26 protein-coding genes, 1 tRNA gene, 2 pseudogenes and 1 other annotated feature are annotated in these 24,476 nt (G+C 67.3%); of the genes and pseudogenes, 25 read left to right on the plus strand and 4 right to left on the minus strand.

The genetic code is table 11. The features are described 5' to 3' along the window. Window positions 1–64 precede the first annotated feature (64 nt). Complete coding sequence (locus AC1HIL_RS12580; protein ID WP_422097761.1) at window positions 65–802, plus strand: M15 family metallopeptidase domain-containing protein; 738 nt, start codon at window positions 65–67, stop codon at window positions 800–802. Window positions 803–812: 10 nt separating this feature from the next. Here the strand turns inward: AC1HIL_RS12580 and AC1HIL_RS12585 are convergent, their stop codons facing one another. Continuing rightward, window positions 813–1,211 carry a hypothetical protein gene (locus tag AC1HIL_RS12585; RefSeq protein ID WP_057590605.1) on the minus strand — a complete coding sequence of 133 codons (399 nt, stop codon included), beginning with the start codon at window positions 1,209–1,211 and terminating at the stop codon, window positions 813–815. A gap of 1,089 nt (window positions 1,212–2,300) precedes the next feature. Between AC1HIL_RS12585 and AC1HIL_RS12590 the strand changes: the two genes are divergently transcribed. From AC1HIL_RS12590 to AC1HIL_RS12600, 3 genes are all read left to right on the plus strand, one after another. Then, window positions 2,301–2,498 (plus strand): short-chain dehydrogenase, encoded by a 198-nt coding sequence (locus tag AC1HIL_RS12590; RefSeq protein WP_261208293.1) that lies wholly within the window; start codon window positions 2,301–2,303, stop codon window positions 2,496–2,498. Window positions 2,499–2,523: 25 nt separating this feature from the next. After that, window positions 2,524–2,597, plus strand: a tRNA-His gene (locus AC1HIL_RS12595). Between the two features lie 46 nt (window positions 2,598–2,643). Then, window positions 2,644–3,207, plus strand: a complete 564-nt coding sequence (locus tag AC1HIL_RS12600; RefSeq protein WP_479671912.1) for an HNH endonuclease — start codon at window positions 2,644–2,646, stop codon at window positions 3,205–3,207. Between the two features lie 61 nt (window positions 3,208–3,268). On the opposite strand, the gene AC1HIL_RS12605 is transcribed toward AC1HIL_RS12600, so the two are convergent. Next, window positions 3,269–3,445 carry a hypothetical protein gene (locus AC1HIL_RS12605; protein ID WP_172705668.1) on the minus strand — a complete coding sequence of 59 codons (177 nt, stop codon included), beginning with the start codon at window positions 3,443–3,445 and terminating at the stop codon, window positions 3,269–3,271. 267 nt (window positions 3,446–3,712) lie between these two features. On the opposite strand from AC1HIL_RS12605, the gene AC1HIL_RS12610 reads away from it, so the two are divergent. The 7 genes from AC1HIL_RS12610 to AC1HIL_RS12640 all read left to right on the plus strand — a co-directional run bounded on the left by AC1HIL_RS12610 (window position 3,713) and on the right by AC1HIL_RS12640 (window position 10,207). Further along, window positions 3,713–4,126, plus strand: coding sequence for a hypothetical protein (locus AC1HIL_RS12610; RefSeq protein ID WP_479671913.1), 414 nt, complete (start codon window positions 3,713–3,715; stop codon window positions 4,124–4,126). Window positions 4,127–4,319: 193 nt separating this feature from the next. Further along, window positions 4,320–5,204: a hypothetical protein gene (locus AC1HIL_RS12615; RefSeq protein ID WP_479671914.1), complete on the plus strand. Its 885-nt coding sequence runs from the start codon at window positions 4,320–4,322 to the stop codon at window positions 5,202–5,204. A 333-nt stretch (window positions 5,205–5,537) separates the two neighbouring features. Further along, window positions 5,538–6,884, plus strand: a complete 1,347-nt coding sequence (locus AC1HIL_RS12620; protein WP_082321869.1) for a tyrosine-type recombinase/integrase — start codon at window positions 5,538–5,540, stop codon at window positions 6,882–6,884. A gap of 166 nt (window positions 6,885–7,050) precedes the next feature. Beyond that, the gene (locus AC1HIL_RS12625) at window positions 7,051–7,770 is read left to right on the plus strand and encodes an NYN domain-containing protein (protein ID WP_057590600.1); all 720 of its coding nucleotides are present in this window, start codon (window positions 7,051–7,053) and stop codon (window positions 7,768–7,770) included. Between the two features lie 114 nt (window positions 7,771–7,884). Next, a complete protein-coding gene (locus tag AC1HIL_RS12630; RefSeq protein WP_296730485.1) occupies window positions 7,885–8,595 on the plus strand; it encodes a hypothetical protein in 711 nt (236 codons plus the stop codon). Beyond that, entirely contained in the window at window positions 8,592–8,945 is a 354-nt protein-coding gene (locus AC1HIL_RS12635) for a hypothetical protein (protein ID WP_479671915.1), read from the plus strand. The genes AC1HIL_RS12630 and AC1HIL_RS12635 overlap by 4 nt, the downstream gene beginning before the upstream one ends. Before the next feature lie 30 nt (window positions 8,946–8,975). Then, window positions 8,976–10,207, plus strand: a protein-coding gene (locus AC1HIL_RS12640) for an IS3 family transposase (protein ID WP_412179492.1) whose coding sequence is annotated in 2 segments (ribosomal slippage) — window positions 8,976–9,267 and window positions 9,267–10,207 — 1,233 coding nt in all. Because the reading frame shifts where the segments join, the coding sequence is not laid out codon by codon here. After that, window positions 9,254–9,370, plus strand: a sequence feature (AL1L pseudoknot). It overlaps the preceding gene by 117 nt. Before the next feature lies 1 nt (window position 10,208). Here the strand turns inward: AC1HIL_RS12640 and AC1HIL_RS12645 are convergent. Next, window positions 10,209–11,210 carry an ATP-binding protein gene (locus tag AC1HIL_RS12645; RefSeq protein ID WP_479671916.1) on the minus strand — a complete coding sequence of 334 codons (1,002 nt, stop codon included), beginning with the start codon at window positions 11,208–11,210 and terminating at the stop codon, window positions 10,209–10,211. A gap of 357 nt (window positions 11,211–11,567) precedes the next feature. On the opposite strand from AC1HIL_RS12645, the pseudogene AC1HIL_RS12650 reads away from it, so the two are divergent. From AC1HIL_RS12650 to AC1HIL_RS12665, 4 genes and pseudogenes are all read left to right on the plus strand, one after another. After that, a pseudogene (locus AC1HIL_RS12650) lies at window positions 11,568–11,962 on the plus strand (ATPase). 537 nt (window positions 11,963–12,499) lie between these two features. Next, entirely contained in the window at window positions 12,500–14,587 is a 2,088-nt protein-coding gene (locus AC1HIL_RS12655; RefSeq protein ID WP_057590595.1) for a ParB/RepB/Spo0J family partition protein, read from the plus strand. 726 nt (window positions 14,588–15,313) lie between these two features. Then, a complete protein-coding gene (locus AC1HIL_RS12660) occupies window positions 15,314–15,622 on the plus strand; it encodes a DUF736 domain-containing protein (RefSeq protein ID WP_057590594.1) in 309 nt (102 codons plus the stop codon). A 541-nt stretch (window positions 15,623–16,163) separates the two neighbouring features. Next, window positions 16,164–16,514, plus strand: a complete 351-nt coding sequence (locus AC1HIL_RS12665; protein WP_057590593.1) for a DUF2958 domain-containing protein — start codon at window positions 16,164–16,166, stop codon at window positions 16,512–16,514. Window positions 16,515–16,572: 58 nt separating this feature from the next. On the opposite strand, the gene AC1HIL_RS12670 is transcribed toward AC1HIL_RS12665, so the two are convergent. Further along, complete coding sequence (locus AC1HIL_RS12670; protein ID WP_057590592.1) at window positions 16,573–16,845, minus strand: helix-turn-helix domain-containing protein; 273 nt, start codon at window positions 16,843–16,845, stop codon at window positions 16,573–16,575. A gap of 80 nt (window positions 16,846–16,925) precedes the next feature. Here AC1HIL_RS12670 and AC1HIL_RS12675 point away from each other — a divergent pair, with 80 nt between their 5' ends. From AC1HIL_RS12675 to AC1HIL_RS12720, 10 genes and pseudogenes are all read left to right on the plus strand, one after another. Next, window positions 16,926–17,267, plus strand: a complete 342-nt coding sequence (locus tag AC1HIL_RS12675) for a DUF2958 domain-containing protein (RefSeq protein WP_057590591.1) — start codon at window positions 16,926–16,928, stop codon at window positions 17,265–17,267. Between the two features lie 129 nt (window positions 17,268–17,396). After that, a complete protein-coding gene (locus AC1HIL_RS12680) occupies window positions 17,397–17,600 on the plus strand; it encodes a transcriptional regulator domain-containing protein (protein WP_171023870.1) in 204 nt (67 codons plus the stop codon). Further along, window positions 17,551–18,216 carry a DUF2285 domain-containing protein gene (locus AC1HIL_RS12685; protein WP_057590590.1) on the plus strand — a complete coding sequence of 222 codons (666 nt, stop codon included), beginning with the start codon at window positions 17,551–17,553 and terminating at the stop codon, window positions 18,214–18,216. Before AC1HIL_RS12680 ends, AC1HIL_RS12685 begins: the two co-directional genes overlap by 50 nt. Before the next feature lie 92 nt (window positions 18,217–18,308). Next, on the plus strand, window positions 18,309–18,593 hold the full coding sequence (locus AC1HIL_RS12690) for a helix-turn-helix transcriptional regulator (RefSeq protein WP_082321868.1): 285 nt from the start codon (window positions 18,309–18,311) through the stop codon (window positions 18,591–18,593). 29 nt (window positions 18,594–18,622) lie between these two features. Beyond that, window positions 18,623–19,426, plus strand: a pseudogene (locus AC1HIL_RS12695) (replication initiator protein A); the annotation flags it as partial. Between the two features lie 324 nt (window positions 19,427–19,750). Beyond that, window positions 19,751–20,395 carry a ParA family partition ATPase gene (parA, locus tag AC1HIL_RS12700; RefSeq protein WP_057590588.1) on the plus strand — a complete coding sequence of 215 codons (645 nt, stop codon included), beginning with the start codon at window positions 19,751–19,753 and terminating at the stop codon, window positions 20,393–20,395. Next, entirely contained in the window at window positions 20,392–20,652 is a 261-nt protein-coding gene (locus AC1HIL_RS12705; protein WP_057590587.1) for a hypothetical protein, read from the plus strand. Before parA ends, AC1HIL_RS12705 begins: the two co-directional genes overlap by 4 nt. Next, window positions 20,649–21,182, plus strand: coding sequence for a DUF2840 domain-containing protein (locus tag AC1HIL_RS12710; protein ID WP_057590586.1), 534 nt, complete (start codon window positions 20,649–20,651; stop codon window positions 21,180–21,182). The genes AC1HIL_RS12705 and AC1HIL_RS12710 overlap by 4 nt, the downstream gene beginning before the upstream one ends. A gap of 5 nt (window positions 21,183–21,187) precedes the next feature. After that, window positions 21,188–21,712: a S26 family signal peptidase gene (locus tag AC1HIL_RS12715; protein ID WP_412179592.1), complete on the plus strand. Its 525-nt coding sequence runs from the start codon at window positions 21,188–21,190 to the stop codon at window positions 21,710–21,712. Between the two features lie 396 nt (window positions 21,713–22,108). After that, window positions 22,109–24,049 carry a DUF3363 domain-containing protein gene (locus AC1HIL_RS12720; RefSeq protein WP_057590584.1) on the plus strand — a complete coding sequence of 647 codons (1,941 nt, stop codon included), beginning with the start codon at window positions 22,109–22,111 and terminating at the stop codon, window positions 24,047–24,049. The last annotated feature ends 427 nt before the right edge of the window (window positions 24,050–24,476 follow it).

A 24,476-nucleotide genomic window follows, 5' to 3' on the forward strand; every position in this document is an offset into this window, starting at 1 on the left:
CATGCCGTGACAGGGCCGCGCGGGCCCCGCGTGCGGCGCATTGCAGTCATCAAAGAAAGCGCTCATGCCGGGACGGTTGGTTTCGATCGATGTGCCCTCGATCTACAAGGTGGCGGGCCAATGGCTCGCGCTGCCGCGGCCCCTGGCCTGGTGCACGCCCGACACGCGGCGCGCGCTCGCCGCGATCCGCAAGGAGGTCGAGCGCCGCGGCGGACGCCTGCTGCTGTCCGACCTGTTCCATGACCGGGCCGCCGGGCCCGGCCGGCAGCCATCGCTCGGCGCGTGCACGGGCGACGGCATGCACGAGGCCGGCCGCGCCTTCGACGTCGACCTCGGTGCGCTGCGCATGCCGCTGGCCGAGTTCTGGGCGCTGGCGCGCGGCTTCGGCGTGGTGCCGATCCATCGCACGCCCGACCCGGCGCTCAGCGAGGCCTGGCACTTCGAATGCCGCGGCAGCCATCAGCGCGTGTACGAGCAGCATGCGTCGAGGCCCGCGGGCCCGTTCAGGACGCCGTACCTCGCGATGGTGGCCAGCGCCATCCTCGCGGCCGGCCTGCCGCACGACCTGTTCGTTCACAACGCCGACGAGGCGCGCCTGCAAAGCGGCCTGATCCGCCTGGGGTACGACATCGGCGGGATCGACGGCCTGATCGGTTTCCGCTCGATGCGGGCGTTGCGCGCCCTGGCCCTCGATGGCCTGTCGCTCGAGGCGCAACTCAGTGGCGTCGAGTGGTGGCTGCGGGGGATGTACCCGTCGGAGTACGGCGACGAGGCGGCGGTGGAGACGGCGCTTGCGGCCTAGCTTCGAGGCGTCACTTCTTGTCCGCCGCGACGGGCCCCGCGTCTTCGGCGATCTTCTTCTTGAGCCAGCCGCCGAGTTCGCGCTTGCCCTTGGCATTGGCGGCACGCCAGGCTTCGCGCGCCATCGCGACGAAGCGCTCCTCGGCCTCGTCGGGCACTTCGGAGGGCCGGTCTTCCCTGTCGAGCCAGCCGGCCTCGACCTCGCAGTGCCGCTCGATCTGCCGCGCGAGGTTGTCGCCGATCGGCCGCGCGCTCTTGATCTGGCTCCACATGCTCGGCGACACCTCGATCTTCCGCGCGAAGGCCTGGTCGAGTCCCTTGGCGGGCAGGCCGGCGGCCACGGACGCCTCGAGAAAACGGCGATGCAGCGCGAGCACATTGCGGCGGCGTGCGACGGTGAGTTGGGGCACTGTTCAAAAACAACAACAAGACAAAAAAAGATTGTCCCGGTTGTTGACGCCCTCGTAAAGACTCTTTACAGTGCAAGGCACTCGCAGGCCCAGGCCGCGAGAGGCCCGATCCCTCCACCCCTTTTCAAAGCGCGACAGCTTCCACCAAGGTCCCATCGTGAACACCGCACGCCAACTCTCCAGCATTCGACCCGTCTCGGGCCGGGCGCTCGTGCGCGCGGGTTTCAGCAAGGGATTCGACCTGCCGTCGCCCGCCGCGAACCTGGGTCGCTCGTACGCCATGCATTCGCTGAACCACGCGAAAGCGCGCGTTGATGCATTCGAGGGTCGACTGCCACCGGGTGGAGGTTGCGCTTAGGCGCATGCCCTCCCAAGCTCTCTCACCAGAGGCCCGGACACCGAAAGGTTCCGGGCCTTTTTGTTTTTCGCGGCCATCGTGCCGCGGCGGTGGCGTCCACGGATGCCGCCGGTGTTCTTCGACAACTTGCCGCGAGGCGCAGCCGTCACTGGATCGGCGCGCAGCTTCGCCATTTCGGGTGTGCCTTCACCACACCGCCAGGATGAGCCGCGTGGACGGTCTGGCGGGATGTGCAGGAGCGTGGACCACTCCTGTGCGGCGATGTCGCACGGGGCCTCGAGCGAGAGCGCGGGGCCTGTCGCGTGAGGACACAACCGAAATGGAAAGCGCCTTTTCCTCGATCACGTTCCGCTAACTCAGCGGCCAGAGTGCCTCCCTGTCTGGGGCCTGTTGACACTATGCAAGGGGTCGCGTTGCCCCGCAAAGGGGCTGGATGCAAGGCGCCCGCGCGCAGCAAGGCTGATGCCTTGCAAGCGCGGGCAACGCCGCAGACGGCCCCTTTGCGGGGCAACCCGAAGGGAAGCTCGCCAGAGCCCGCCCCTCGGCGTTGCGCTCCTAGCGTGTGCGGACGCACACGCGTCGTCGCGCGCCTTGATGGGCGGGCTCTGGCGAGCTTCGCGACCCCTTGCATAGTGTTAACAGGCCCCAAGAGGAAGCCAGGGGTTCGACTCCCCTGCGGAACGCCAATGCTGTCACCACATCGCTCAACCCATACAACAAGGAGTCATCGCATGCGCAAGCGCAACAGCCCCATCCGCATGATCGCCGTGCATCCCGCGCCGGCGCGCAAGCCCTTCGTGTCCGCGCTGGCGCGGCGCCTGGGCTTCGGTCGCAAGACCGATGTCCTGCGCGAGCCCGGCTCGTTGCGCGAGCTGCGGCTCGATCAGCTCGACCTCGACCAGCGTGTGCGCGAAGTCGGGGAGTGGTAGCGGATCCTTCTTTCGTTTTTCCATGGTGCGCGTAGCTCAATGGCAGAGCCGCGGGTTGTGATCCCGCTGACGACGGTTCGATTCCGTTCGTGTACCCCAGACTTTTTCGACCATCGTTCGACATCGCCGCGAAAGGAGGCGAGCCATGCATTCACACGTCCTGCAACTCGACATCCAGGGCACGCCGCAAGCCTGGGTCTCGCTGGAGCAGGCGGTGCTGCACTACGCCTGCGACGACGTGGCCTGGGAAGACGGCGACACGCCGCTGGCCACCATGCGCGGCGGCTTCAACGTGGCGCGCGGCGTGCAATCGCGCATCGAGGTCGCGCCGATCATCGCGCTGCGCGGGGCCTCGAAGATCAACCTCTTCGATGTCGTGCCCGGCCTCACCAAGCGCAAGCTGCTGCGTCGCGACCGCCATACCTGCGCCTACTGCGCGGGCGTGTTCGCGGAGCAGGTGCTGCAGTGCGAGCACGTGCTGCCGGCATCGCGTGGCGGTGCCTGGAGTTGGACCAACCTCGTGACAGCCTGTGCCGCGTGCAACGGCCGCAAGGCCGCGCGCACGCCCGAGGAGGCCGGCATGCCGCTCGTGTACCTGCCGTATGTGCCGAGCCGCTTCGAGAGCTTCCTGCTCGAGGGCCGCCACATCCGCGCCGACGTGCACGAGTGGCTGGCCAGGCGGCTGCCGAAGGGATCGCGGCTGCAATGAACCGGTGCCAACGCAAAGGCCCGCCGTCCTCGCGGACGGCGGGCCTTTTTCATGAGTGTGTTCAGCGGCCGAGTCCGAAGTAGCGGTAGGCAATCGCACCGGCCGCCGCGAGGCCGCCGACGATCGCGAAGAGGACCCTGGCGGTGCGCCCGTTGCGGCGCCTGGAGCGGTGCCAGTGTTCCGGCCCGATCAGATCGATGGGCACGGTGGGTTTGCCGATGTCGGAAGCCTTTTCCATGGGGCGGAAATATAGCGTAGGCCCGAAAGGCCACCCGCGTGGCGGCTCATAGGACGGCGTTTCATTGGCGCGTACGCGGGCAAAAAAATACCCGCCGAGGCGGGTGTGGCAACGAGCTTTTTCTGGCTTCGGTTTCTGGTCCCTGTGGTCATTGTTATGGGGCGCTGTGTGACAGCAACAGCAAGATGCCATGGGGCACGCGACCCGCCACTGCATGGCCAGGGGCGGCGATGCAGCCGTCATTCAAAAATGTGAAATAGTGTGGAAATGGACAAGGAAATCATCCTCAAGGCCCTGAAGGCCGCGATGCAGAGCTGGATCCGCAGTGCCTCGCCGGCGCAGCTGTGGCGTGTGCATCAGAAGGGTGGACTCGGCGCGATCGTCGAGGTCGATGGCGACGACGTGCGCGTGCGCATCGCGCTCGACGGTCCGCGCAGCATGCTGTCGGAGATCGGCATGACGGGCGGGCGGCTGCCCATCACCGAGGCCTTCCGCGGCGAGGACGGCGCCACCTGGGGCACGCCGCCACCCCTGGGCAGCGGCGAGCGCGAGCGCTGGTTTCTTGCGAGCGAGGTCGCGCAGGCGCATGCGCGGCAGTACCTGGAGGCCGAGGTGGTCGACAGGCAGGCGTTGCTGGCGGCCTATGCCTCCGACTGGCTGGAGCGGCGGTCTGCGGGTTGAGGCCTTCACGCGAATGCGCGTGCTGTGTGACGACGCCGAATCGCTGCGACGTGGTTCACGATCGTTCAGCACCTTGATTCGGACCACGTGACTTATTCCTCCGTAAGGAGGTGTGCGCCCGCGAGGGTCAAACGTATTCTTCCGTGACAACTGCAAGTTTTTTTGTCGGTTGTTGTCACACAAGGGAGAAGTCATGAGAAGCGCAGATTTCAGCAGGATGCCGCGCGCGCGCCTGCTTTCCATCGCAGCCGCGGCTGCGGCAATTTCGGCCTGTGGCGGCGGCGGGGGAGGCGGGGGAGGCTTCCCGTTGCTGCCCATCGCGTCGGCACCCGCGCCGGCACCGGCGCCCGCACCGGACCCGCAGGCCGAGAGTTCCGCGCCTTGCTTCAACGAAGCCGATTTCCGCGAAGGCACTCTGCTCGACTTCGAGGCGGTCGTGCCAGGCAAGGATCCCGAGACCGACTCCTTCCGGAGGAAGAGCGTGACCGAAGGGCGCGAGGCCTTCGCCGGTGCCACGCCGGTGGCCTTCAACGTCGGCACGGAGGTCAGTTCCTATCCAGCCTTCGAGCAGCGCATCGTCAAGAAGGAATACAAGGACCTGGTCGGCGGCAATCTCTTCCTCTATGGAAAGTCGACCTCGTACCACAGCAAGATCGATGACAAGTTCGCCGACGACATGAAGCTTCCCGCCATCGTGCCCCGGGAGTACACAGGCTACGCATCGCAGGTGTTCGAACCGCCGTTCTCGTTCCCGATCGACATGAAGCCCGGGCAGGTCGTGAGCAAGGAGTCTTCCGTGACCAAGACCGACACCTCCAACGGCAGCGTCGTCTCGACGCGTACGCTGCCCGCGAAGGGCGAGCTCAGCTACAGCGGTCGCGAAAAGCTGGAGACGCCGCTGGGCACGTTCAGCACCTGCAAGTTCACGCTGAAGCTGACGCTGGGTTCGCTGGTCGGCCCATCGGCCACCAAGGAGTTCTGGCTGGCGGCCGAAGGACCTTATCGCGGCCAGTTGCTCAAGGGTGTCGATCCGAAGTCGCCGATGGTCGCGACCAAGATGACCTACTCGCCCAAGTAACGCCGGTGGATTGAGCATCGATCGTGGCAGGTCCGGCGGGCCTGCCACCCGCGCCAAGGCAAGCAGTACGGACGCACAAAGAAAAACGGCCGAAACCCAGAAGGATTTCGGCCGTTTTCAGTGTTGGTGGTGGGCCCTGAGTGACTCGAACACTCGACCTACGGATTAAGAGTTGTACAAATTGGGGCTCTCTGAGATTTATCCGGACTTTTCGAGACACCGGTAAATCATTGAAAATCAATAAGTTATGTTGATTTTTTGCTTCTCCTTGTCTCGTTCGATAGTATCCAAGCTCAGGATTTTTCGGACACGTATGGGACACGGAGGCACCAAATGCCGCTTTTGACGGTTCGGGCCATTGAGGCTCACAGGCCGCGGCCGCAACCGTACAAGGTCACCCTGGACCGGGGCCTGCAGATGCGGATTGCGCCGGATGGCGTGCGCACGCTGCTGGTGCGCTACACCGTCAAGGGTCAGGACGGTGAGCGCCAGTACCGCTTGCCGCAAGAGTACGGGGACGGTCCTGGCCAGATCAAGCTGGCTTCGGCCTGTGCGGAGGCGCAGCGCATCCGGGCGCTGGCGCGGGAAGGCGTTGATTGGCCTGCTGAAGAGGCAGCTCGCCTGCGCGCTGAAGCGGCGGCACGTGAGCGGGCTGAGCGTGAGGAGGGGGTGACCTTCGAGAAGGCGCTGCGCGACTATGTTGAAAAGAAGCGTCGCGCTAAGGACGGCTTGCCTCTGAAGGCACGTACCAAGGCCGACTACTTGGCAATGATCGAAGCGGGCCGGGTGTCCCTCAAAGGCCGCAAGTTCGCTGACGGCGAACTGTACCCATTGGCGCACAAGCTGCTGTCCAAGGTCACGGCTGAAGACATCCGGGGAATCTATGAAACCCAGATCAAGCGCTCGGAACGGCAGGCGATCTATGCCATGCAGGTGATTCGTGCCGTGCTGCGCTGGCACGGCGTCGTGGTGCCCAACAACCCCTTGGGGCAGGAAACCGCCGGCCGCGACCGTATCGTGCTGGCGCCGCCCAAGGGCAACCCTGCGCCGATCCCGCCGGAGCGGCTGGGTGCCTGGTGGCGGGCTGCTTGCGCATCCGACCGCGTAGCGGCCGATTACTATCGGTTCCAGTTGCTCACCGGCTGCCGCGGCGTGGAGATACTGGGCAGCAAGCGATACGGGTACGAGCCTATCAAGGTGGTAGACGTGAATTTGGAGGGGGGCCGCATCGTGCTGCGGGACACGAAGAACCGTAGCGATCACAAACTGCTGCTGTCCCGGCAGGCTCTGGCAATCGCGAGGGCGTATTGCACGGGCAGGAAGCCCGAGGATCGCTTGTTTGCGATCACCGACGCGCGCAAGACGCTGGCGCGGATCAACGCTGAGGCCGGTACCACCGTTCAGGGTCACGGGCTGCGGGCAACGTTCGCCAGCATTGCGGAGGAACTGGTGTCCGGCGGTGTGCTCAAGCGGATGCTCAACCACGTGGCGGGCAATGATGTCACTCTCGGGCACTACATCGGCAAGAGCGAGGCCCAGTTGAGGGCTGGGTGGCAGACCGTGGCGGATTTCGTGGAGGCCGCCGCAGCAGTGCGGGATGGACCTTCAGCTCTGCCGGCCTCAGATGAAGCGGTGCTTGAAAGCGCGATGGAAAGAGAGGCTGCACTTTGTGCCGCTTGAAACCGGTGATGGAATTTCCACCGCATCAAAGCTGCTGGGAATTTCGTGCCCCCGGAGTTCGAGGCCGAGTTTTGGAGTAAAATTGACAACATCCCGCCCCTCGAAGTAAGCCTCCAACCATCTTGGATGTGCCGAAACTTGGGGCGTTTTCATTTCCGGAGGAATCGTGCCCACGGCTGTGCTCATTGACGGCGGCTACTTCGTGAAGCGCTATCGCGCCATTTGCCGGGAGAGCACACACGATGCGGCGCGTGCGGCCGATCTGGCTTGGCGGTGGGCCATGCTGCACATGCGCGAGGGAGGCATGCGTGGAGAACAGCGGAAGCATGAGCTGTATCGCATCTTCTTCTACGACTGCCCCCCGCTGCTCAAGAAGCTGCACAACCCCCTGACCGGCAAGGTCGTGGATTTCTCGAAAACCGATGAAGCGCGCTTTCGCATCGAACTGCATGAGCGCCTGCGTTGCAAGCGCAAGGTTGCCCTGCGCATGGGCCATCTTTCCGGGGATACGCCATGGACGCTCGTGCCGTCGGCCATCCAGGACCTGCTCAAGAAGAAGCGCAGCTTCGAGGACCTGAGCGAAGCTGATCTGCTGCCCAATGTCCGCCAGAAGGGGGTGGACATGCGCATCGGCATCGACATTGCCTCGCTGGCCTTCAAGCGGCAGGTTGACCAGATCGTTCTCGTCGCCGGCGATGCCGACTTCGTTCCCGCCGCGAAACTCGCTAGGCGGGAGGGGATCGACTTCATCCTTGATCCGATGTGGCGCTCTGTCGACCCGGGGCTCAATGAGCACATCGACGGACTTCGGTCCACCTGCACTCGACCTCCTCCGAAGGCCGCAAGCGAAAGGCCCAACGATGGCATCGGTGCACAGCCGGCATGACGCTGGGTGCCCGGGCGGCCGCTTACCATCGCGCCGGCCTCCTGCCAGCCTCGACTGGCGCGCATGATGTTCGAGCGTCCGAGCTGCTGATCTCCTCTCGCCCGAGAAGCGCTGGTGTTCAGCAGCGACCCAGCACCTTTCAACCATCCCATCGACATGGCAGAAAAAAAAAGCATCGAGGTTTTCCAGAACCTGCATCTGAAAAGCCGTTCGTCCGCGAGCTCGATCCGGACCGGCATCCTGGCTCGGCTTCAGGCGCCATGGCGCCATGATTCCGAGCGCGAGGCCGAAATGCGCGGGGCTGCCACGGACGACGAGGACGTGATCGTCCTCGTGCGGGCGGAATTCGACGATATCGACGAGTCCGCCTTGGTGCTCTGGCAGGAAGAAGCCGACAGCTATAGCGTCTCGAACATCGTGCCGCGCCATGTCAGCGAGCTTGGCATCACCAAGTACAACGCAATCCTGCAGGACTTCGCGGACCGCATCGCGACACCTGCCGCTCAGGCCGGGGACTTCGAGGTCGAGATGACCTCGGCCAGCCGGACGCTGGACGACTGGCTGGCCGCGGGGCCAGCGGACGCGTTGCGGCGGTTTTCGCGCCTGGCCAACAAATCCACCGGAGCGGCCCACCCAATGGACCGCGAGCGCTGGTACGCGTTCCTGATCGCCACGCATCGCAGCACCCAGCGGCTGAATGCCGATCAACTGGCCCGATGGCTTGTCGAGGTCGAGAACTGGCCTGCCGAGAGAGCACAAGAACTGGCGATCGACTATGAGTCCGCGCTCGGACTGCTGGAGCAATACGACCAGTCGCCTCCATGAGCCTGAGTCCTCAGGAAATCGCCAGCCTGGCGGCGCTGGGCGCCCCGGTGTTGTGCGTCGACACATGCACGGTACTTGATGTGATCCGCGACATCACGCGAGAGACGGTGATGCCCAGCGATGTGGCTGCCGGGCTCGCCTTGCTCGCTGCAGCAGAGACGGGCTCGGACCTTGTCGTTCTCATGGCCGAGCAGGTCGACCTGGAACTCACAACCCACATCGAGGGTGTCGAGCAGGAGGCCTCAAACGGCCTGACCAGATTCCAGTCGCAGGCTCAACGCATCCACGATGTCGCCGTGGCCTACGGCGCCCGGGGCCTCCTGCAGGTCCTGAATCGCCCCGGGTTTTGAGGAGGCTCAACACTCTGAGAGGATTGAGCCATGAGCAAGTCAAACAAGTTCTCGCCCGAGGTGCGTGAGCGCGCGGTGAGGATGGTGCAGGAGCACCGGGGGGAGTACCCGTCGCTGTGGGCGGCCATCGAGTCCATCGCGCCGAAGATTGGATGTGTCCCGCAGACCTTGAACGAATGGGTCAAGCGCGCCGAGGTCGACACCGGCGTTCGTGAAGGCATCACGACCAGCGAGGCCCAGCGGATGAAGGAGCTGGAGCGCGAGGTCAAGGAACTGCGCCGGGCCAATGAGATATTGAAGCTGGCCAGCGCGTTTTTCGCCCAGGCGGAGCTCGACCGCCGGCTCAAGTCCTGAAGGACTTCATCGACAAGCATCGCGATACCTTCGGGGTCGAGCCGCTCTGCAAGGTCTTGCAGGTCGCCCCGTCGGCATACCGAAGACACGCAGCGCTGCTGCGCGAGCCCCACAAGCGCTGCGCCCGGGCGCATCGTGACGAGATGCTGATGCCACAGATTGAACGTGTCTGGCAGGCCAACATGCAGGTCTACGGCGCCGACAAGGTGTGGCGGCAACTGGCACGCGAAGGTGTTGTCGTGGCCCGCTGCACGGTCGAGCGATTGATGCGCAGGCTAGGCCTTCGTGGTGTGATGCGCGGCAAGGCCGTGCGCACCACCGTCGGCGATGCCAAGGCGCCATGCCCGCTGGACCGGGTCAATCGGCAATTTCGCGCCGAGCGGCCCAACCACTTGTGGGTCAGCGATTTCACGTACGTCTCGACCTGGCAGGGCTGGCTGTACGTGGCCTTCGTCATCGATGTGTTTGCCAGGCGCATCGTCGGCTGGCGGGTGAGCAGTTCGATGCGAACCGACTTCGTGCTCGATGCACTGGAGCAGGCTCTGTATGCCCGGCAGCCCGAACGCGATGGAAGCCTGGTCTGCCATTCCGACAGGGGCTCGCAGTACGTCAGCATCCGCTACACCGAACGCCTGGCAGAAGCGGGCATCGAGCCGTCAGTGGGCAGCAAGGGCGACAGCTATGACAACGCCTTGGCCGAGACCATCAACGGGCTCTACAAGGCCGAGCTCATTCATCGCCGAGCACCCTGGAAAACGAAGGAGGCAGTGGAACTCGCAACGCTTGAATGGGTGTCGTGGTTCAACCACCATCGCCTGCTCGAATCCATCGGGTATATCCCGCCAGCAGAAGCCGAGGCAAACTACTACCGGCAACTCGCCAGTCAGAACACCGAGGTGGTGGCCTGACTTAAACCAAACAGCCTCCGCGAATCCCGGGGCGATTCAATGTGCCTACATCCGGAATGTTGACGTAGTCCTCTACCATACCGTCAGGCGAGGCGGTAGCCGCCGACGGAAAGACGAAATCGTATGCGACAGGGGCAGCCTCGATCTTGTTGCCGTTCAACAAGATCAGGAAGTCATCCGCCTCAATGCCGTAAAAGGCCTCGGCCAAGGTATTGGCGATCTTGTCCTGTCGAGAACGGACCGCGTCAGGCTTGAGGCCTTTGAGCGTGATGGTCGTGCCGCTGGCCTCGATGTCAGCGTCGCTCTCGTATTCGGCAGGGATGGCGATTTCGCCAAGGTTCTCCACGTTCGCGAGTGCTGCAGCGTCCAGAGTGAAGACAGTCGCGAAGTCGTGCCCCGCTCGCTTCGTTCTGACAATGACTTGGCCGGCTATTCCGAATCCTGCAAGCTTACCGAGGCCCTTACGCCCCATCACCGGACGTTTGCCGCCTTCTGACTTCAGGTTCGTCTCTTCACCCGCGGCATCCGCACGGCGGCGTCGGTTGATTGGCAAGAACTTTTGGGCCACGTCTTCGGGGCTCATGCCGTGACCGTAGTCGTGGATGACGATCGCCAGATCTCCGGGGAGCGTCTTCTTGTACAGCGACACGTCCGGCGGAGCGATGGCGCCGACGATGGCTGGAGCGGCATCACCGCCGTCCGATAGCGCGGCGAGACTGCCCTCCGGACTCCCGTTCGTAGTAGCCGCCGTGGCAGGTTCAGCTACCGCTTTTTTCGCTTCCGCCTTCGCCTTCTTGTCGGCCTCTTTTAGCGCCAGTCGCTGAGCTTCGATCTCTTCGAACGGAATCGTGACTTCGACCTTCGGCGCGTTGCCATCGTACGCGTTTGCGACAAACTCAACCAAGCATTTGCCCAGCGTGGTGTACATATTGATGCCGAGGGCTTCGAGCATGCCGCCTTGGATAGCGAGCTTGAACTGGGCAGGTTTGACGAGAGCAGCCATGGTTGTCGTGACCGAATATGAGTCGTGTATCTCATTGTCTCAGACCATTGCGGGGTCGCTCCCAACACATGAGTTCACCGCGACGGCACGGCTTTCCGTGCAGATCTCTGGGCCTGACAGCCTGGGCACTACCTTTCACACGCGAGCAGTGATGGCCGTTCCGTGTCGACCGCATGTCGGTGGTGGGTTTGCAATCCCTTCACCGTATCACGACGTGCTCCCCCTTCTAGGGCGGCGCGCCGCTGGCGCTTGCGGCCTGGCGGCCGTCCGCGGTTGCGCCTTCGACCCCTGACGGCGTGCGCTGCGTCGTGCCGGTCACGGTTCCGGGCAATCCCGCCCGAGCAACCGGAGACCATCATGGACGACAAATCCTACGTTTCGCTGAAACAACGCCTGTGCCTCGTGTGCAGCACTTTTTTCGACACTCGCAACCTGCTGCTGGACAAGCGCCTGCGCGCGAGCATGAAGCGCCGCACGACGACGGGCTGGGCCTGTGTCCCGAGCACCAGAGGCTGGCCGATGAAGGCTTCGTCGCGCTGGTCGAATGCGATCCGCAGCGAAGCGGTGCGCCAGCGGCCAATGGCAACTTGAAACCCGAGCAGGCGTATCGCATGGGGCGGCTGGCGCATCTCAAGCGCGAAGCGTTCGCCCGGCTGTTCAACGTGCCGATCACCGAGAAGCAGACGTGCGTTTTTGTCGAGCCGGGCGTGATCGAGCAGTTGCAGTCGATGGTGCCGCCGACCACGGATTGATCACTCGCTGAAGCCCTCGGTGCGTCGTCCTTCGTGGCCGGCGCACCTTTTCTTTGGCTGCGCCTGGTGTCGATGCTTCGCGCCTGCGGCGCTGCGCTTGCCTCCGGGGGATCGACGGGTCAGCCCATCCCCGCCGCGCTTCGCTTGGCGCCCCCTGCAAGCCCGCCGAACCGGTGATGCCGGATCGGCCGGTTCTTCCTGTCTTTCGTGTCGAACGGGTTCTCTTCGGTGGCGCTGAGCGCCACCTGCGCGCCGCCTGCGGCGGCTTGCCTGGCCTTTGCGGGCGCTCCTCCCGTCAAGGACCGCTGCGGCGCCCGTGTCCTCGGCTTCGCCTGCGGGCCGCGCCAGCGCCTTCGCTTCCTCCCTTGACGGCGCACCCGCGCCGGCCCCAGCCGGCCGTCATGGCCGCGAAAGCGCTTCGCGGCCCCTGCGGAGCCCGAACTTCCAAGGAGAGCGCCTATGCAGATCAGCCAATGAATCCACCCCTTTTCCCTTTCTTTCATTCACCACGTCCCCGCGCGGGACAGGAGATTTCACATGAACACCGTTTCCCATTCCGAAGTCCAAGCCGTGGCCGCTGCGGCGGCTGCCGCCGCCAGCGCCCCGGCGCAGGCCGAGGCCCAGGCCACCACCGTGCCGGAGGTGGCACCCTATGAACTGCACCTGATCGCGCTGTCCAAGCTGCGGCCGTCCAATCGCAACGTGCGCAAGAGCGGCGGCACCAGCATTCCCTCGCTCGCATCGAGCATCCTGCGCGTCGGGCTGTTGCAGAACCTGACCGTCATCGCCTCGCCCGATGGCGAGTCCTTCGAGGTGGTGGCGGGCAAGCGGCGGCTGGCGGCCTTGAAGCTGCTGGCCAAGCGCCGCAGGATCGGGCGCGATCATCCGGTGCCCTGTCTGCTGGTGCCGGACGCTTCGGCGCGCACCGTGAGCCTGACGGAGAACGTGCAGCGGGTCTCGATGGGGGCCATCGAGGAACTGCGGGCCTGGAAGGCGCTGGCGGCCGAAGGCCGTGCCATCGAGGACATTGCGGCGGATTTCGGCGTCACGCCGCTGGTGGTGCGGCGGCGGCTCAGGCTTGCCAACGTCTCGCCCCGGCTGCTGTCCGCGTGCGAGGCCGGGGAGGTCTCCATCGAGCAGTTGATGGCGCTGGCGATCACGGATGACCACAAGGCCCAGGAGGCGGCATGGTTCGAAGCCCCGCAGTGGCAGCGCAGCCCGGATGCGCTGCGCGAGCACCTGACGCAGGACGAGATCGACGCCAGCCGCGATCCGGTGGCGCGCTTCGTCGGGGTGGAGACCTACGAGGCGGCGGGCGGCGGCATCCGGCGCGACCTGTTCGCGGACGAGCAAAACGGCGTGTTCCTTGCCGATGCCGGCCTGCTGGAGTCACTGGCGCGGGACCAACTGGAAGCGGTGGCCGATGCGGTGCGGGCCGAGGGCTGGCGCTGGGTGGAGGCCGTGCCGCGTGCCACGTCAGCGGAACTGCATCAGTTCCAGCGGGCGCGGCCCACGCGCCGGGCGCCCGGCAAGGCCGAGGCCAAACGCATCGCCAAGCTGGAAGCCGAGCAGGCGCGCATCCGGAACCGGCTCCATGATGAGGACACCGGCCTGTCCGACGGCGGCGCGCAAGCGCTGCATGAGGAACTCGACCGGCTGCGCGATGAACGGGACGCCATCGAGCAGGGGCTGCTGGTGTATGCACCGGGTGTGGTGCCGCTGGCCGGGGCCGTGGTGTCGATCGACCATGCGGGCGCGCTGGTGGTGCATCGCGGGCTGCTGCGCGAGGAGCAGGCCAAGGCGCTGCGGGAGCAGGCACGGCAGGAGGTCGGACAGGCGAGCGATGCGAGCGGCAGCGGCGACGGCGCCGCCGACGCGGAGCCAATGGGGCCGGGTATCTCGGAGAAGTTGGCCCGGCGCTTGAGCGCGCACCGCACCGTGGCCTTGCAGGCCGAGGTGGCGCGGCATCCCCGCGTGGCGCTGGTGGCCCTGGTGCATGTGCTGGCGCACCGGGTCATCCTGGACGGCTACGGCGGAGCGTCCATCAACATCAGCGCCTCACCGCAGGACAGGCTGTCGCAGATCGCGCCGGACATTGACGAGTCCCCGGCGGCGCAGGGGCTGGAACGCGTGCGCGAGGCCTGGGTGGCGCGGCTGCCGTCCGATCCCGAGGCGCTGTTCGGCGAACTGCTGGCGATGGAGCGGGAGGAACTGCTGTCGCTGCTGGCGCTGTGCGTAGGCCGCACCGTCGCGGCATTCGCGTCGAAGGAAACCGAAGTGCCTGCCCTGGCGCTGGCCCGAGCCGTGGGCCTGGACATGCACGGCTGGTGGACGCCCACGGCGGCGGGCTACTTCGGCCACGTATCCAAGGCCAAAGCGCTGGAGGCGGTGCGGGTGTTCGCGCCGGGCGAAGTGCACCGCCTCGCCAAGCTCAAGAAGGCGCAGATCGCCGCCGAGGCCGAGCGGCTGGCGGCAGGTTCCGGGTGGTTGCCGGCGATGTTCAGGACGCCGGAGGAAGCGGCCATCGGGCAGGCTGATGCCGAACCGGAAGTAGAGGCAGGCGCCGAAGCCGAAATCGATGTGGACGCCGAAGGCGCGGAGGAAGAAGCGCACGCCACGGCGTGAGCCTGTGCCCCGGCTTCGGCCGGGGCTTTTGCCGCGCCTCGGCCCAAGGCCTCGGCGCGGCGCGCGCGGCAGGTGTGCCGCGCGCGATGGGAACCCGACTCCCAAACCCCGACGCCAGCGGGCGTGGCCCGCGCATCAGCCAGGCGCCCCGCCGGTGCGGGGCGCGGGACATTCAGTGGCCCGCTGAGCGAGTGTGCAGGGGCATGCCGTCCTCGCCTTCGACCAGGCAGTCGCACGGTGAACGGCGACGGGACGCCGACGGGTTGGACGGTGGACGGAACTTGCGCAGGCGGCCCGGCTGTCAGGCGGGAACGATGCGGCGGTGCGTGGTGCCTTGCCGGGTGGTCAGCCGGCTTGGCATTCGGCGTGGCCGAATCCATGCCGGAACACTGCCGGGCGGCGGCGGTGCGTGAGCCATGCTGGTGTCCTGCGAGGTCTGGTCCGCTCCCACGGCCTTGTATTTGCCGTGAATCCTGGCGCGGGCACGGCGCACTCCCGCTGGTCAGGGCGCCTCGGGCTTGATCGCCGCAACCGGCCCGCCCAACAAGTTTCCCCTGCGCTGCGCGCATTCCTCGCGAGGCAAATTTCTTGGGCCTGCCGGTCCTCCACTGCGTTGCGGCCTTTCATTGCATTGCAGGTGCGGCGCGCCCGGCACCTTGCCTGATCGGATCACGCCAAGGCCGCGATGGGCGCGGACCTGGATCAACCTCGAAGGAGATTTCAATCATGGCTCACATCGGCACTTTCACCGCACAGAACGGCAGCTACACCGGCACGGTCCGGACCCTCACGCTGAACGTGAAGGTCAAGATCGTTCCGACCGACAAGGGCAGCGAGCACGCACCGGACTACCGCATCGTCGCCGCCGGCGGATTCGACATCGGGGCCGGCTGGCGCAAGGTCAGCCGCGCCGACCGTCCCTACCTGTCGGTGACCCTCGATGACCCGTCGTTCCCCGCGACGATCTACGCCCGCCTGGTCGAAGGCGAGGACGGCGCGCACAACCTGATCTGGTCGCGCAGCAAGGGCGACTGAACGCCGCCCTGGGCGCCCCGCTTCGGCGGGGCGCCTTGTCGTGCTCGGCGCGGTCCGCGCGTGAAGGCTTCACTTCGATGAGGCCGCCCGCATCGTCGTATAGCCGGCTTCGCTGAACTGCGCTTCTGCTTTTCTATGGCTTCGCGCTTTGCCGTGAAGGCGTGGAGCCGCTTCTGTGCTTCGTCGGGCTTCAGCAGATGCGCCATGGCGGTTTGGCGATTCCGTGCGTCTGCGGCGATGCCGCACCGCGCTCTTGTGCTGCGCATCGAGCCGCCTGGCGTCTCGACCCGTCGGGCGCCGATCGCTGACGCCTGCGCGCCTGCGGCGCTGCGCGCTTCGCTTGCGAGGCTGCAGGAGATGGCGGAACTGGGCTGGCTTGCTGTGGCCCCATCGTGCCACGGCGTTCTGGCCGTCAAGGTCGGCGCGTGCTGCGCACGCTGGCGGCCTGGCGGCCGTCCTGCGGAACCTGTGACGGCGGCGCGGCGCCGTGCCGCTCCCGGTCCCGGGCAATCCCGCCCGGACACCGTTCAAGGAGGACGACATGCAAGCACCTCTGATCACCGACGCGCAGCGCGCGCAGCTACTGGCCAACGGCCGACAGTCCCGCGAGAACCCGGACTTCGATCCGCCGCCCGTGGTCAAGCTGTTCACGCCCGATGCCGGCGCGACCTGGCTGCTGACCGAGATCGATCCCGACGATGAAGCCCGCTGCTTCGGGCTGTGCGATTTGGGCCTGGGCTGTCCGGAGATGGGCTGGGCAGATCCTCCCGAGATCGAAGCGCTGCGCGGGCCGCTCAGGCTGCCGGTGGAGCGCGACCTGTATTTCAGGGCCGGCAAGCCGCTGAGCGGCTATGCGCGCGAAGCGCGGCTGGCCGGGCGGATCGTGACGTAATCTACGCGGGCGCCGCCGGCTGCGGTGGCCCCCGCCAGACGGCCGGCGCACAATGCCCTCACTCGGCCCTGGCCCGGGCCCGCAGTTCCTTCTTGTATCGCTTCATGGTGGACTGGATCATCTCGTCCGGCTGGATCTCCAGGCCTTCGGCCAGGCGGAAGATCGTCGTGAGCGACGGGCTGGTCTGTCCGAGTTCGAGTTTGGCGACGAAGGTCCGCGTGACGCCCGAGGCGAAGGCCAATCCTTCCTGGCTGACGCCCGAGGCGGCACGGCGGGCCTTGATTTCGGCCGCGAACGCCTGGAGAAGGGCTGGATCCTGATTGGAGCGCACGGCAGCGAATCTCGTTGCCGTGCATCCTTTATGCACCCGCTTGTATGGTACAAAACGCGATGGCGCCAGAAGGAGAAGCCATGGCATTCCTGACCGACGAACAGCGCCGTGCCCTGCTCGCCAACGGCGCGGCCCGCGCCCGCGGCGAGAGCGTCGATCCCTATCCGGTGGTCAAGCTCTACACCCCGGACGCGGACGCCTGCTGGGTACTGGCAGCACTCGATGCCGATGGCGACCAGGCCTGGGGCCTGATCGACGCCGGGACCGGTTTCCCGGCGCTGGGCCATGTCAGCCTGACGATGCTGGCAGGGATCAAGGGGCCGAAGGGCCTGCCCGTGGCCGTGGAGCCGGGCTACCAAGCCCGCAAGACCCTCTCGGCCTACGTGGCCGACGCCCGGCGCGACGGGATGGTGACCGACTGATCCCGCGCAGGCAGGCGCGGTGGCCGTGGCCGACCGTGGCCTTTCATGCAATGGCCTGTCGCCGCTAAAGCCACCCGCGCCGCTTCGCTTTGTGGCAGCGTGTCCGCTCCGACGAACGGAGCACGCGCCATGACGATCCCTTTCCATAGCGATGCGCCCGCCGCGCCCTGGTGCGCCGGCGCGGCTTATCTCTACACGCTGGACCTGGACAGCCCGGGGCTCGCGTGGGAGTACCTGCGCCGCCATCCCGGCTACCGCCGGGCCTGGCATCGCGGCCAACTGCATGGGCGTTCACGGCGAATCCATCGATGGGGGTTGCGAAGTTGCCGCTGATCCAGCGCAGGATGCGTGCGACACGCATCCGCTGTGGCTCAGCGAGGACGAGGGACTGGTGCATGTGCGTGCGGCGCGCGCGCACCATGCACCAGCCCCTGCGCATTCTCAACACCACTTCGACCTCTGGCGCATCCCCGGCCGCAAGCACCTGATCGCCAGCGCTGGCTTCATCCTGAGCGTCTCGATCGGATCGCGCCACGTGCGCATCCTGCTCGACGCCGGCCTGGCTGACGGTTCGGCCTATGTCTGCACTGTCCCGCTGACCGCGCACCTTCGCGGCCAGCTTGCCGAGTTCCAGGCCCTCGGCGGGCTGCTCGAAGGCATGCCTCCGCACGGCGTGCGATCGCACGCCGTCTCCCGCGCCGGCCTGCTGCACCTGCGCGCCCTGCAGGCGCTCGATGCCATGCAGGCCGGCGCTTCGCACCGCGACCTCGCCGTCGCGCTGTTCGGCCTGGAAGCCGTGCGCGCCGGCTGGCACGCCGATGGCGTTTTGCGCGCGCAGGTGCGGCACCTGGTGGCGCGAGCCGAGGGTTTCATGCGCCAGGGCTACCTCTGCTTGGCTGGGCTGCGCCAGGAGGACGCTGGCGCCCACGGAGACGAATCGATGCGCTGAATATCTCCCTGCCCAGGCGCATGTGATTTCCCGAGACTGCCTCCATCGGGCTGCGGATGGATCGCGGCCCCCACCGCGAGATGGAGGCCCTCATGGCAGCAGCAGCTTCGCTTTTCCCGCACGGCGCACCGACGCCTGCGCCGCAGTCCGCCCCGGCCGCAAAGCCTGAATTCCTGAACACCGACGAGGCCGCCGAGATGCTGCGGCTGTCGGCGCGCACGCTGGAGAAGTACCGCGTGCTCGGCGGCGGGCCGCGTTTCCGCAAGTTCGGCGCGCGCGTGGTCTACGCGGCGGCCGACCTGCGAACCTGGGCCGACAGCCACACCTACGGCATGACCTCGGACCCCGGCCGCACGGTGCGCGGCTCGGCCCGCTGAACAGGTCATCGGATCGAACGGGAACGGCCATGTCCAGGCGCTCCAGCGAACGCGAACAGCTCGACCTGTTCCGCGCGCAGCCGGCCGAGGACATGGCGCTGCGCGATGCGCAGGACCTGATGGCCTATCCCTTCTTCAGCCTGGCCAAATCGCGGCGCATCGTGCCGATCCGCTTCCAGGCCGGCAGCGTCTCGCTCACGGTCGAAGGCGTGCCCGAGCACGGCATCGCCACCATCTGGGACGCCGACGTGCTGATCTGGGCCGCCAGCCAGATCGTGCAGGCGCGCGACGAGGGCCGGCCCACCTCGCGCCTGATGGCGGCCACGCCCTACGAGATCCTGCGCTACGCGGGGCGGGGCACGGCGCCCAAGGACTACCGCATGCTGCGCGCCAGCCTGGATCGCCTGCAATCCACCACGGTGCTGACCTCGATCCGCCAGGCCGGCAAGCGCATGCATCGCTTCTCGTGGATCAACGAATGGCAGGAGCACGTGCGGCCCGATGGCCGCTCGGACGGCATCGAGTTGATCCTGCCCGACTGGTTCTACTCCGGCGTGATGGACGAGGCGCTGGTGCTCACGCTCGATCCCACGTACTTCCGGCTCACTGGCGGTATCGAGCGCTGGCTGTACCGCCTGGTGCGCAAGCACGGCGGGCGCCAGCGCGGCGGCTGGCGCTTCGATCTGCGCTACCTGCACCTGAAGTCCGGCAGCTTGCAGCGCTACCGCGACTTCGCGCTGCACCTGCGCGCGCTGGCGTGGCGCCAGGCGCTGCCGGGCTACCGGCTCGCCATTGAATGGCGTGGTCACACCGAATGGCTGGCCTTCCGGCCGGCCGCGGAAGCCGGCAGCCCGGCCATCGAGTTTCCCGACTTATTCACAGGCGCTGTTGAGGAACCTGTGGATAGCGCGGGGACGGACTCGGGGAATCACCGGCGCGGCAGACAGGGAATCGCCGGCGCCCGGCACAGGGAATCACCGGCGAAAAACCGCCCGGAAGCCGCGCCTGGCAACGGTTTGGGCTCTCCGTAACTTTTATCCATAACAAGGATTAACTCTATGAATAAAAGATGGGGCGCGAACGCCGCTGCGCAAAAAACAGGCAGCGCGGCCTACGATGCACCGGAAGCCCGGCCATCAGAAGGGCCATCGGCGCTGGTGGGCAAGGTCATCGCACTGCTGAACCAGAAAGGCGGCGCGGGCAAGACCACGCTCGCCACGCACCTGGCGGGCGAGTTGGCGATGCAGGGGCAGCGCGTCACGCTGCTCGATGCAGATCCCCAGGGTTCGGCCCTGGACTGGGCGCAGCGGCGCCTGCAAAGCGGCCAGGGGCGCCTCTACGGGGTCTTCGGGCTGGCGCGGGACACCCTGCACCGGGAAGTGCCCGAGATAGCCCAGCAGGCCGACTACGTGGTCATCGACGGCCCACCCCGGGTGGCGGCGCTCGCGCGCTCCGCGCTGCTGGCCGCCGACCTGGTGCTGATCCCCGTGCAGCCCAGCGCGTATGACGTGTGGGCCACGCAGGAGATGGTGGGACTCATCCAGGAGGCCCAGGTGTTCCGGCCCGGCCTGCGCGCGGCGTTCGTCATCAACCGGCGCGTGGTCGGCACGGTGATCGGCCGCGAAGCGCGTGCCGCGCTGGCCGACCAGCCGTTCGCGACGCTGCGTGCCGACATCGCGCAGCGCATCGCCTTCGCCGACTGCGTGGCGGCGGGCAAGCTGGTGTGGGAAGTCACGCCCACCGGCGCGGCCGCGCGCGAAGTGGCGGCCTTCGCGCAGGCCGTGCGGGAGGCACTGCGATGACGGCCAGCACGCCGAAGCCGCCACGCCGGGCCGCCATCGGTCACCGGCCCGCGGCCGATCCGGCCAGCGCCTGGGTGCATCGCGAGGACGCCACCGCTACGCCGGCCAAGGCGGCGGTGTTCACCGCGCGCCTGACCATCGACGTGACGCCGGCGCTGCGCGGGCGCATCAAGGTGATCGCGTTCCAGCTCGGCGTCACGGCCGCCGACATGCTGCGCGAACTGCTGGAGCGCGAGTATCCGGAGGCACGGCCATGATGGCGGCCACACTGCCCGCGCAGTTGCTACCGCACGCGCAGGACAGTGCACACGCGGCGCTGCCGCCGGCTTCGCAGCCGATGCGCGTCTCGCTCGCCTTTGTCGCGCAGCACGTGAACGTCTACCTGCGCTTCGGCCGGCCCGCGCGCGAGATCGTGCTGGACCGCTGGCGGCGCGTGGCGGTGTTCATGCCGGGGGCGATCTGCTGCCGCATCAAGTGGCTGGGCGACGATTTCGGCACGGCGCTGTGGCAGCTCATGGTGTTGCAGGCGCCGACGCCGCTGGGCGGCGTGCAGCGCGTCAGCGGCGTGTCGCCGGGCGCGCGCATCCTGCTGCGCGCCGACGGCGAGCCGCGCGTCAAGACCGTGCTCGCCGCCATCGATGCCATTGAGGCGGCCGGGCTCGATCCCTGCGCGGTCGCGCCGGTCTACTGGCGCATGGTCGGCAACCGGCTGGCCGCGCGGCTGCCGCTGCCGGCGTACACGCCCGAGCGGCATGCCGCGCACCTGGCACGCGAGGCGCTGCGGTGACGGCCCTGCACCGCAGCGCGCTGCTGGCCTGCATGGGGCTCGCCTTGGCCGGGCTTGCCATGCCCGTCGCGCTGCCGCTGTCCGTTCGTGTCGTGTTCAACCCGAGCGACAGCGTGGCGCGCGGCTGGTATCGGGTCGATGCGCTCGACGGTGCCGGCTCGCTGCACCGCTCCTTGCGGGCCGGCAGCATCGTCCTGGCCCGGCTTCCCGCCGGCGTGGCCGCGTTCGCGGCGCAGCGCGGCTACCTGCCCGAGGGCGTGCCCATCCTCAAGCGCGTGGGCGCCGTGGCGCCGCAGGCGGTGTGCGTGCTGGATCGCCTGGTCTGGATCGACGGCGTGCCCGTCGCGGCTGTGCTCGCGCACGATGGCGCGCGCCGGCCCTTGCAGGCCTGGTCGTACTGCCGGTCGCTTGTGGATGGGGAACTGTTCCTGCTCAGCGATACGAATCCGGCGTCGTTCGACAGCCGCTATTTCGGGCCGATCGATGTCGCTGCGGTGCTCGGCATCGCGCGGCCGGTGTGGACGTGGTGATGGCCCCGCGCCTGCTTCGCGGAATGCATCCAACCATGCGCGCCGCGTGCCGCCGGACTGCGGCCGAAGCTGCGCTTCGCCTGCATTCCAGCGTGCAGGGAGGCCGGCGCCAGCGTGCAGCGCCTGCTGCACTCGCGCGGCCTTTCGGGCGGCGCTGCGCGCTCGCCGCGCGGCTGGCGGCATGCCGGAGCCGGGAGCGGAAGCGGGAGGCGCAGGCTTCGGGCCAGATAAAGGGGGCGGCACGCGGCGCCGCTCGAAGCCAGTCTGCACGTGGGCTCGCGGCGGCACCGCGAGGGGTGTCGCGCGTGCCGCGCGAACACCAGAATCCGCATCGGCGCTGCCGCTGCCGGGTGCCGTTTGCGCTGCATCGCGCCACGCTGCGCCAGGGACTGCGGCATGGCATCGCGTGACGATGACCGCTTCCGCATCCGGCCTTCGCCGCCGAAGTCGCGCGCCGGCCCGCGCCCGCAGCGTTTCATCTCCCAGGTGCTCAAGCAGGCGTCCAAGGCCGGCGCCAGCCGCTCGGGCAAGACCATCGGGCGGCCCGCCAACACCTTCGGCCGTGGGCGCGTGGCCGCCACACTGGCCGGCCGCGGCCTGGGCGCCAACGCCCGGCGCGTGATCGTCAAGGGCCGCTTCGTGGTGCTGCAACGCGCCAGCCCGCATTCGGTGGCCGTCCACCTGCGCTACATCGAGCGCGAAGGCGTCACGCGCGACGGGCAGAAGGGCCAGGCCTACGGCGCTGACACCGATGCCGCCGACCTGCGGGCGTTTGAGGAACGCGGCAAGGCCGATCGCCACCAGTTCCGCTTCATCGTTTCGGCAGAGGATGGGCTGGAGATGGAAGACCTCAAGGGCTTCACGCGCCAGCTCATGCGCCGCATGGAGATCGACCTGGAGACGCGGCTGGATTGGGTGGCTGTGGACCACTGGGACACCGACAACCCGCACACGCACATCGTGCTCACTGGACACACTGCCAGCGGCGAGCACCTGGTCATCGCACCGGACTACATGGCCCACGGCATGCGCCAGCGCGCCAGCGAGATCGCCACCGAGTGGCTGGGGCCGCGTACCGAGGCCGAGATGCGCCGCAGCCTGCTGCGCGAGGTGGACCAGCAGCGCCTGACCGGCCTGGACCGCGCGCTGATCCGACAGGCCGGCGCGAACGGGATCGACTTCACGGAGGGAAACCCGCAGGATCGCCAGCGCCAGAACGTCCTGCGCGCCCGGTTGCAGCGGCTCGAAGGCTTGGGCTTGGCCGAGCGCGTCAATGCGAACCGGTGGACGCTCAGGCCCGGCCTGGCCGGTGTGCTCAATACGCTGGGCGAGCAGCAGGACGCGCTGGACGCGATGCGCCGCGCCCTGAAGGGCGCGCAGCGCGAGCTGGTACTGGACGTGGACGGCAAGCAGCCCGTGCTCGGCCGAATTGCCGGCAAGGGCCTGGCCGACGAACTGAGCGACCGGGGCTATCTGGTGGTCGATGGCATCGATGGCCGGGCGCACTACGTGAAGCTGCCGGCCGGGGCCGATCTGGGCGGGTTTCCCATGGAGGCCATCGTGGAAGCCGGGGCGGCGGGCAAAAAGCGGTCCGTAGACCGAAACATCCTGGCTGCGTCGAGAGACGGGATCTACGCCACGGCGGACCACGCGGCCCAGCTCCGGCAGGCAGGCAATCGAGATCCACAGGCTACGGTCGAGATCCACGTTCGCCGGCTTGAAGCCCTGCGCCGGGCGGGCGTGGTGAAGCGTGTCGGCGATGGCATCTGGAAGGTGCCGGCGGACCTGCCGCAGCAGGCCCAGCGGCACGACCTGCGCAAGGTCCAGGGCCTAGCCATCGAACTGCGCTCGCATCTGCCCATCGAGCAGCAGGTGCACACCCTCGGCGCCACTTGGCTGGACCGCCAACTGCTGGACGAGGGCAAGGCCCTGGCGCCGCAGGGCTTCGGCGCCCGGGCGCGCCGTGCGATGCAGCAGCGCGCCGACTTCCTCGCAGGGCACGGCCTAGCCGAACGCCGGGGCCAGCGCATCGCCCTGGCCCGCAACCTGCTGCCAACCTTGCGCGACCGCGAACTGGCGCAAGTGGGCAAACAGTTGGAAGCGCAGACCGGCCGTAGCTACCGCCCACTACAGGACGGCCAGCAGGTCAGCGGCGTCTACCGCCAGTCCATCCAACTTGCCAGCGGCCGCTTCGCCATGCTCGACGACGGGACGGGCTTCAGCTTGGTGCCTTGGCGGCCGGCAATCGAGTCCCTCCTAGGGCAGCGACTCAATGCCGTGGTTCGAGGGGAGCCAGCTAACCTTGACTTGAGATGGCAACGCAGCCTCTCTATCTGACCTTATCGCACTAAAAAAGTAAGCGTCCGGGCAACCTTTCAATTACCCACATCTTCTTGAGTGAGCTGTATCCCGAGGACGATGTCGGTCAATCGGGTCATGCCACGCCACATGACGACGTTGCCTGGCGGCGGGTCGCTTTTGCGCGCGAGGTAGCCTCCGAGCTTAGCCAACTGAGTGGTGTAGTGCGATAGCGTGCGAGGCAGCCTGCTGCCGGGGGCGTCGGTGTTGGCGTTGGCGATGGAACAAGGCATCAACGCCAACCTGCTGTTCGCTTGGCGCCGGGCACACCTGAGGCAGCTGCATCGACGCCACCCGAGCAGCCCGAACGCTCCGGCAACGTTGGTGCCACGTTGCTGGCCGTGGAAGTGGTGTCCCAGGCCAAGCCCAGCGCGACGGCAATGGCCGCTACACCTTCGCCTCGCCC

This window comes from Variovorax sp. ISS6, assembly GCF_056523145.1.

What these genes read in the sequence shown, in the direction of transcription:
- AC1HIL_RS12705 (WP_057590587.1), top strand. Translation starts at nt 20,392, where the DNA reads ATGACGGCCAGCACGCCGAAGCCGCCACGCCGGGCCGCCATCGGTCAC.
- AC1HIL_RS12600 (WP_479671912.1), top strand. Translation starts at nt 2,644, where the DNA reads ATGCATTCACACGTCCTGCAACTCGACATCCAGGGCACGCCGCAAGCC.
- AC1HIL_RS12590 (WP_261208293.1), top strand. Translation starts at nt 2,301, where the DNA reads ATGCGCAAGCGCAACAGCCCCATCCGCATGATCGCCGTGCATCCCGCG.
- AC1HIL_RS12660 (WP_057590594.1), top strand. Translation starts at nt 15,314, where the DNA reads ATGGCTCACATCGGCACTTTCACCGCACAGAACGGCAGCTACACCGGC.
- AC1HIL_RS12665 (WP_057590593.1), top strand. Translation starts at nt 16,164, where the DNA reads ATGCAAGCACCTCTGATCACCGACGCGCAGCGCGCGCAGCTACTGGCC.
- AC1HIL_RS12655 (WP_057590595.1), top strand. Translation starts at nt 12,500, where the DNA reads ATGAACACCGTTTCCCATTCCGAAGTCCAAGCCGTGGCCGCTGCGGCG.
- AC1HIL_RS12710 (WP_057590586.1), top strand. Translation starts at nt 20,649, where the DNA reads ATGATGGCGGCCACACTGCCCGCGCAGTTGCTACCGCACGCGCAGGAC.
- AC1HIL_RS12680 (WP_171023870.1), top strand. Translation starts at nt 17,397, where the DNA reads ATGACGATCCCTTTCCATAGCGATGCGCCCGCCGCGCCCTGGTGCGCC.
- AC1HIL_RS12610 (WP_479671913.1), top strand. Translation starts at nt 3,713, where the DNA reads ATGGACAAGGAAATCATCCTCAAGGCCCTGAAGGCCGCGATGCAGAGC.
- AC1HIL_RS12620 (WP_082321869.1), top strand. Translation starts at nt 5,538, where the DNA reads ATGCCGCTTTTGACGGTTCGGGCCATTGAGGCTCACAGGCCGCGGCCG.
- AC1HIL_RS12720 (WP_057590584.1), top strand. Translation starts at nt 22,109, where the DNA reads ATGGCATCGCGTGACGATGACCGCTTCCGCATCCGGCCTTCGCCGCCG.
- AC1HIL_RS12675 (WP_057590591.1), top strand. Translation starts at nt 16,926, where the DNA reads ATGGCATTCCTGACCGACGAACAGCGCCGTGCCCTGCTCGCCAACGGC.
- AC1HIL_RS12685 (WP_057590590.1), top strand. Translation starts at nt 17,551, where the DNA reads ATGGGCGTTCACGGCGAATCCATCGATGGGGGTTGCGAAGTTGCCGCT.
- AC1HIL_RS12645 (WP_479671916.1), bottom strand. Translation starts at nt 11,210, where the DNA reads ATGGCTGCTCTCGTCAAACCTGCCCAGTTCAAGCTCGCTATCCAAGGC.
- AC1HIL_RS12690 (WP_082321868.1), top strand. Translation starts at nt 18,309, where the DNA reads ATGGCAGCAGCAGCTTCGCTTTTCCCGCACGGCGCACCGACGCCTGCG.
- AC1HIL_RS12635 (WP_479671915.1), top strand. Translation starts at nt 8,592, where the DNA reads ATGAGCCTGAGTCCTCAGGAAATCGCCAGCCTGGCGGCGCTGGGCGCC.
- AC1HIL_RS12580 (WP_422097761.1), top strand. Translation starts at nt 65, where the DNA reads ATGCCGGGACGGTTGGTTTCGATCGATGTGCCCTCGATCTACAAGGTG.
- AC1HIL_RS12615 (WP_479671914.1), top strand. Translation starts at nt 4,320, where the DNA reads ATGAGAAGCGCAGATTTCAGCAGGATGCCGCGCGCGCGCCTGCTTTCC.
- AC1HIL_RS12605 (WP_172705668.1), bottom strand. Translation starts at nt 3,445, where the DNA reads ATGGAAAAGGCTTCCGACATCGGCAAACCCACCGTGCCCATCGATCTG.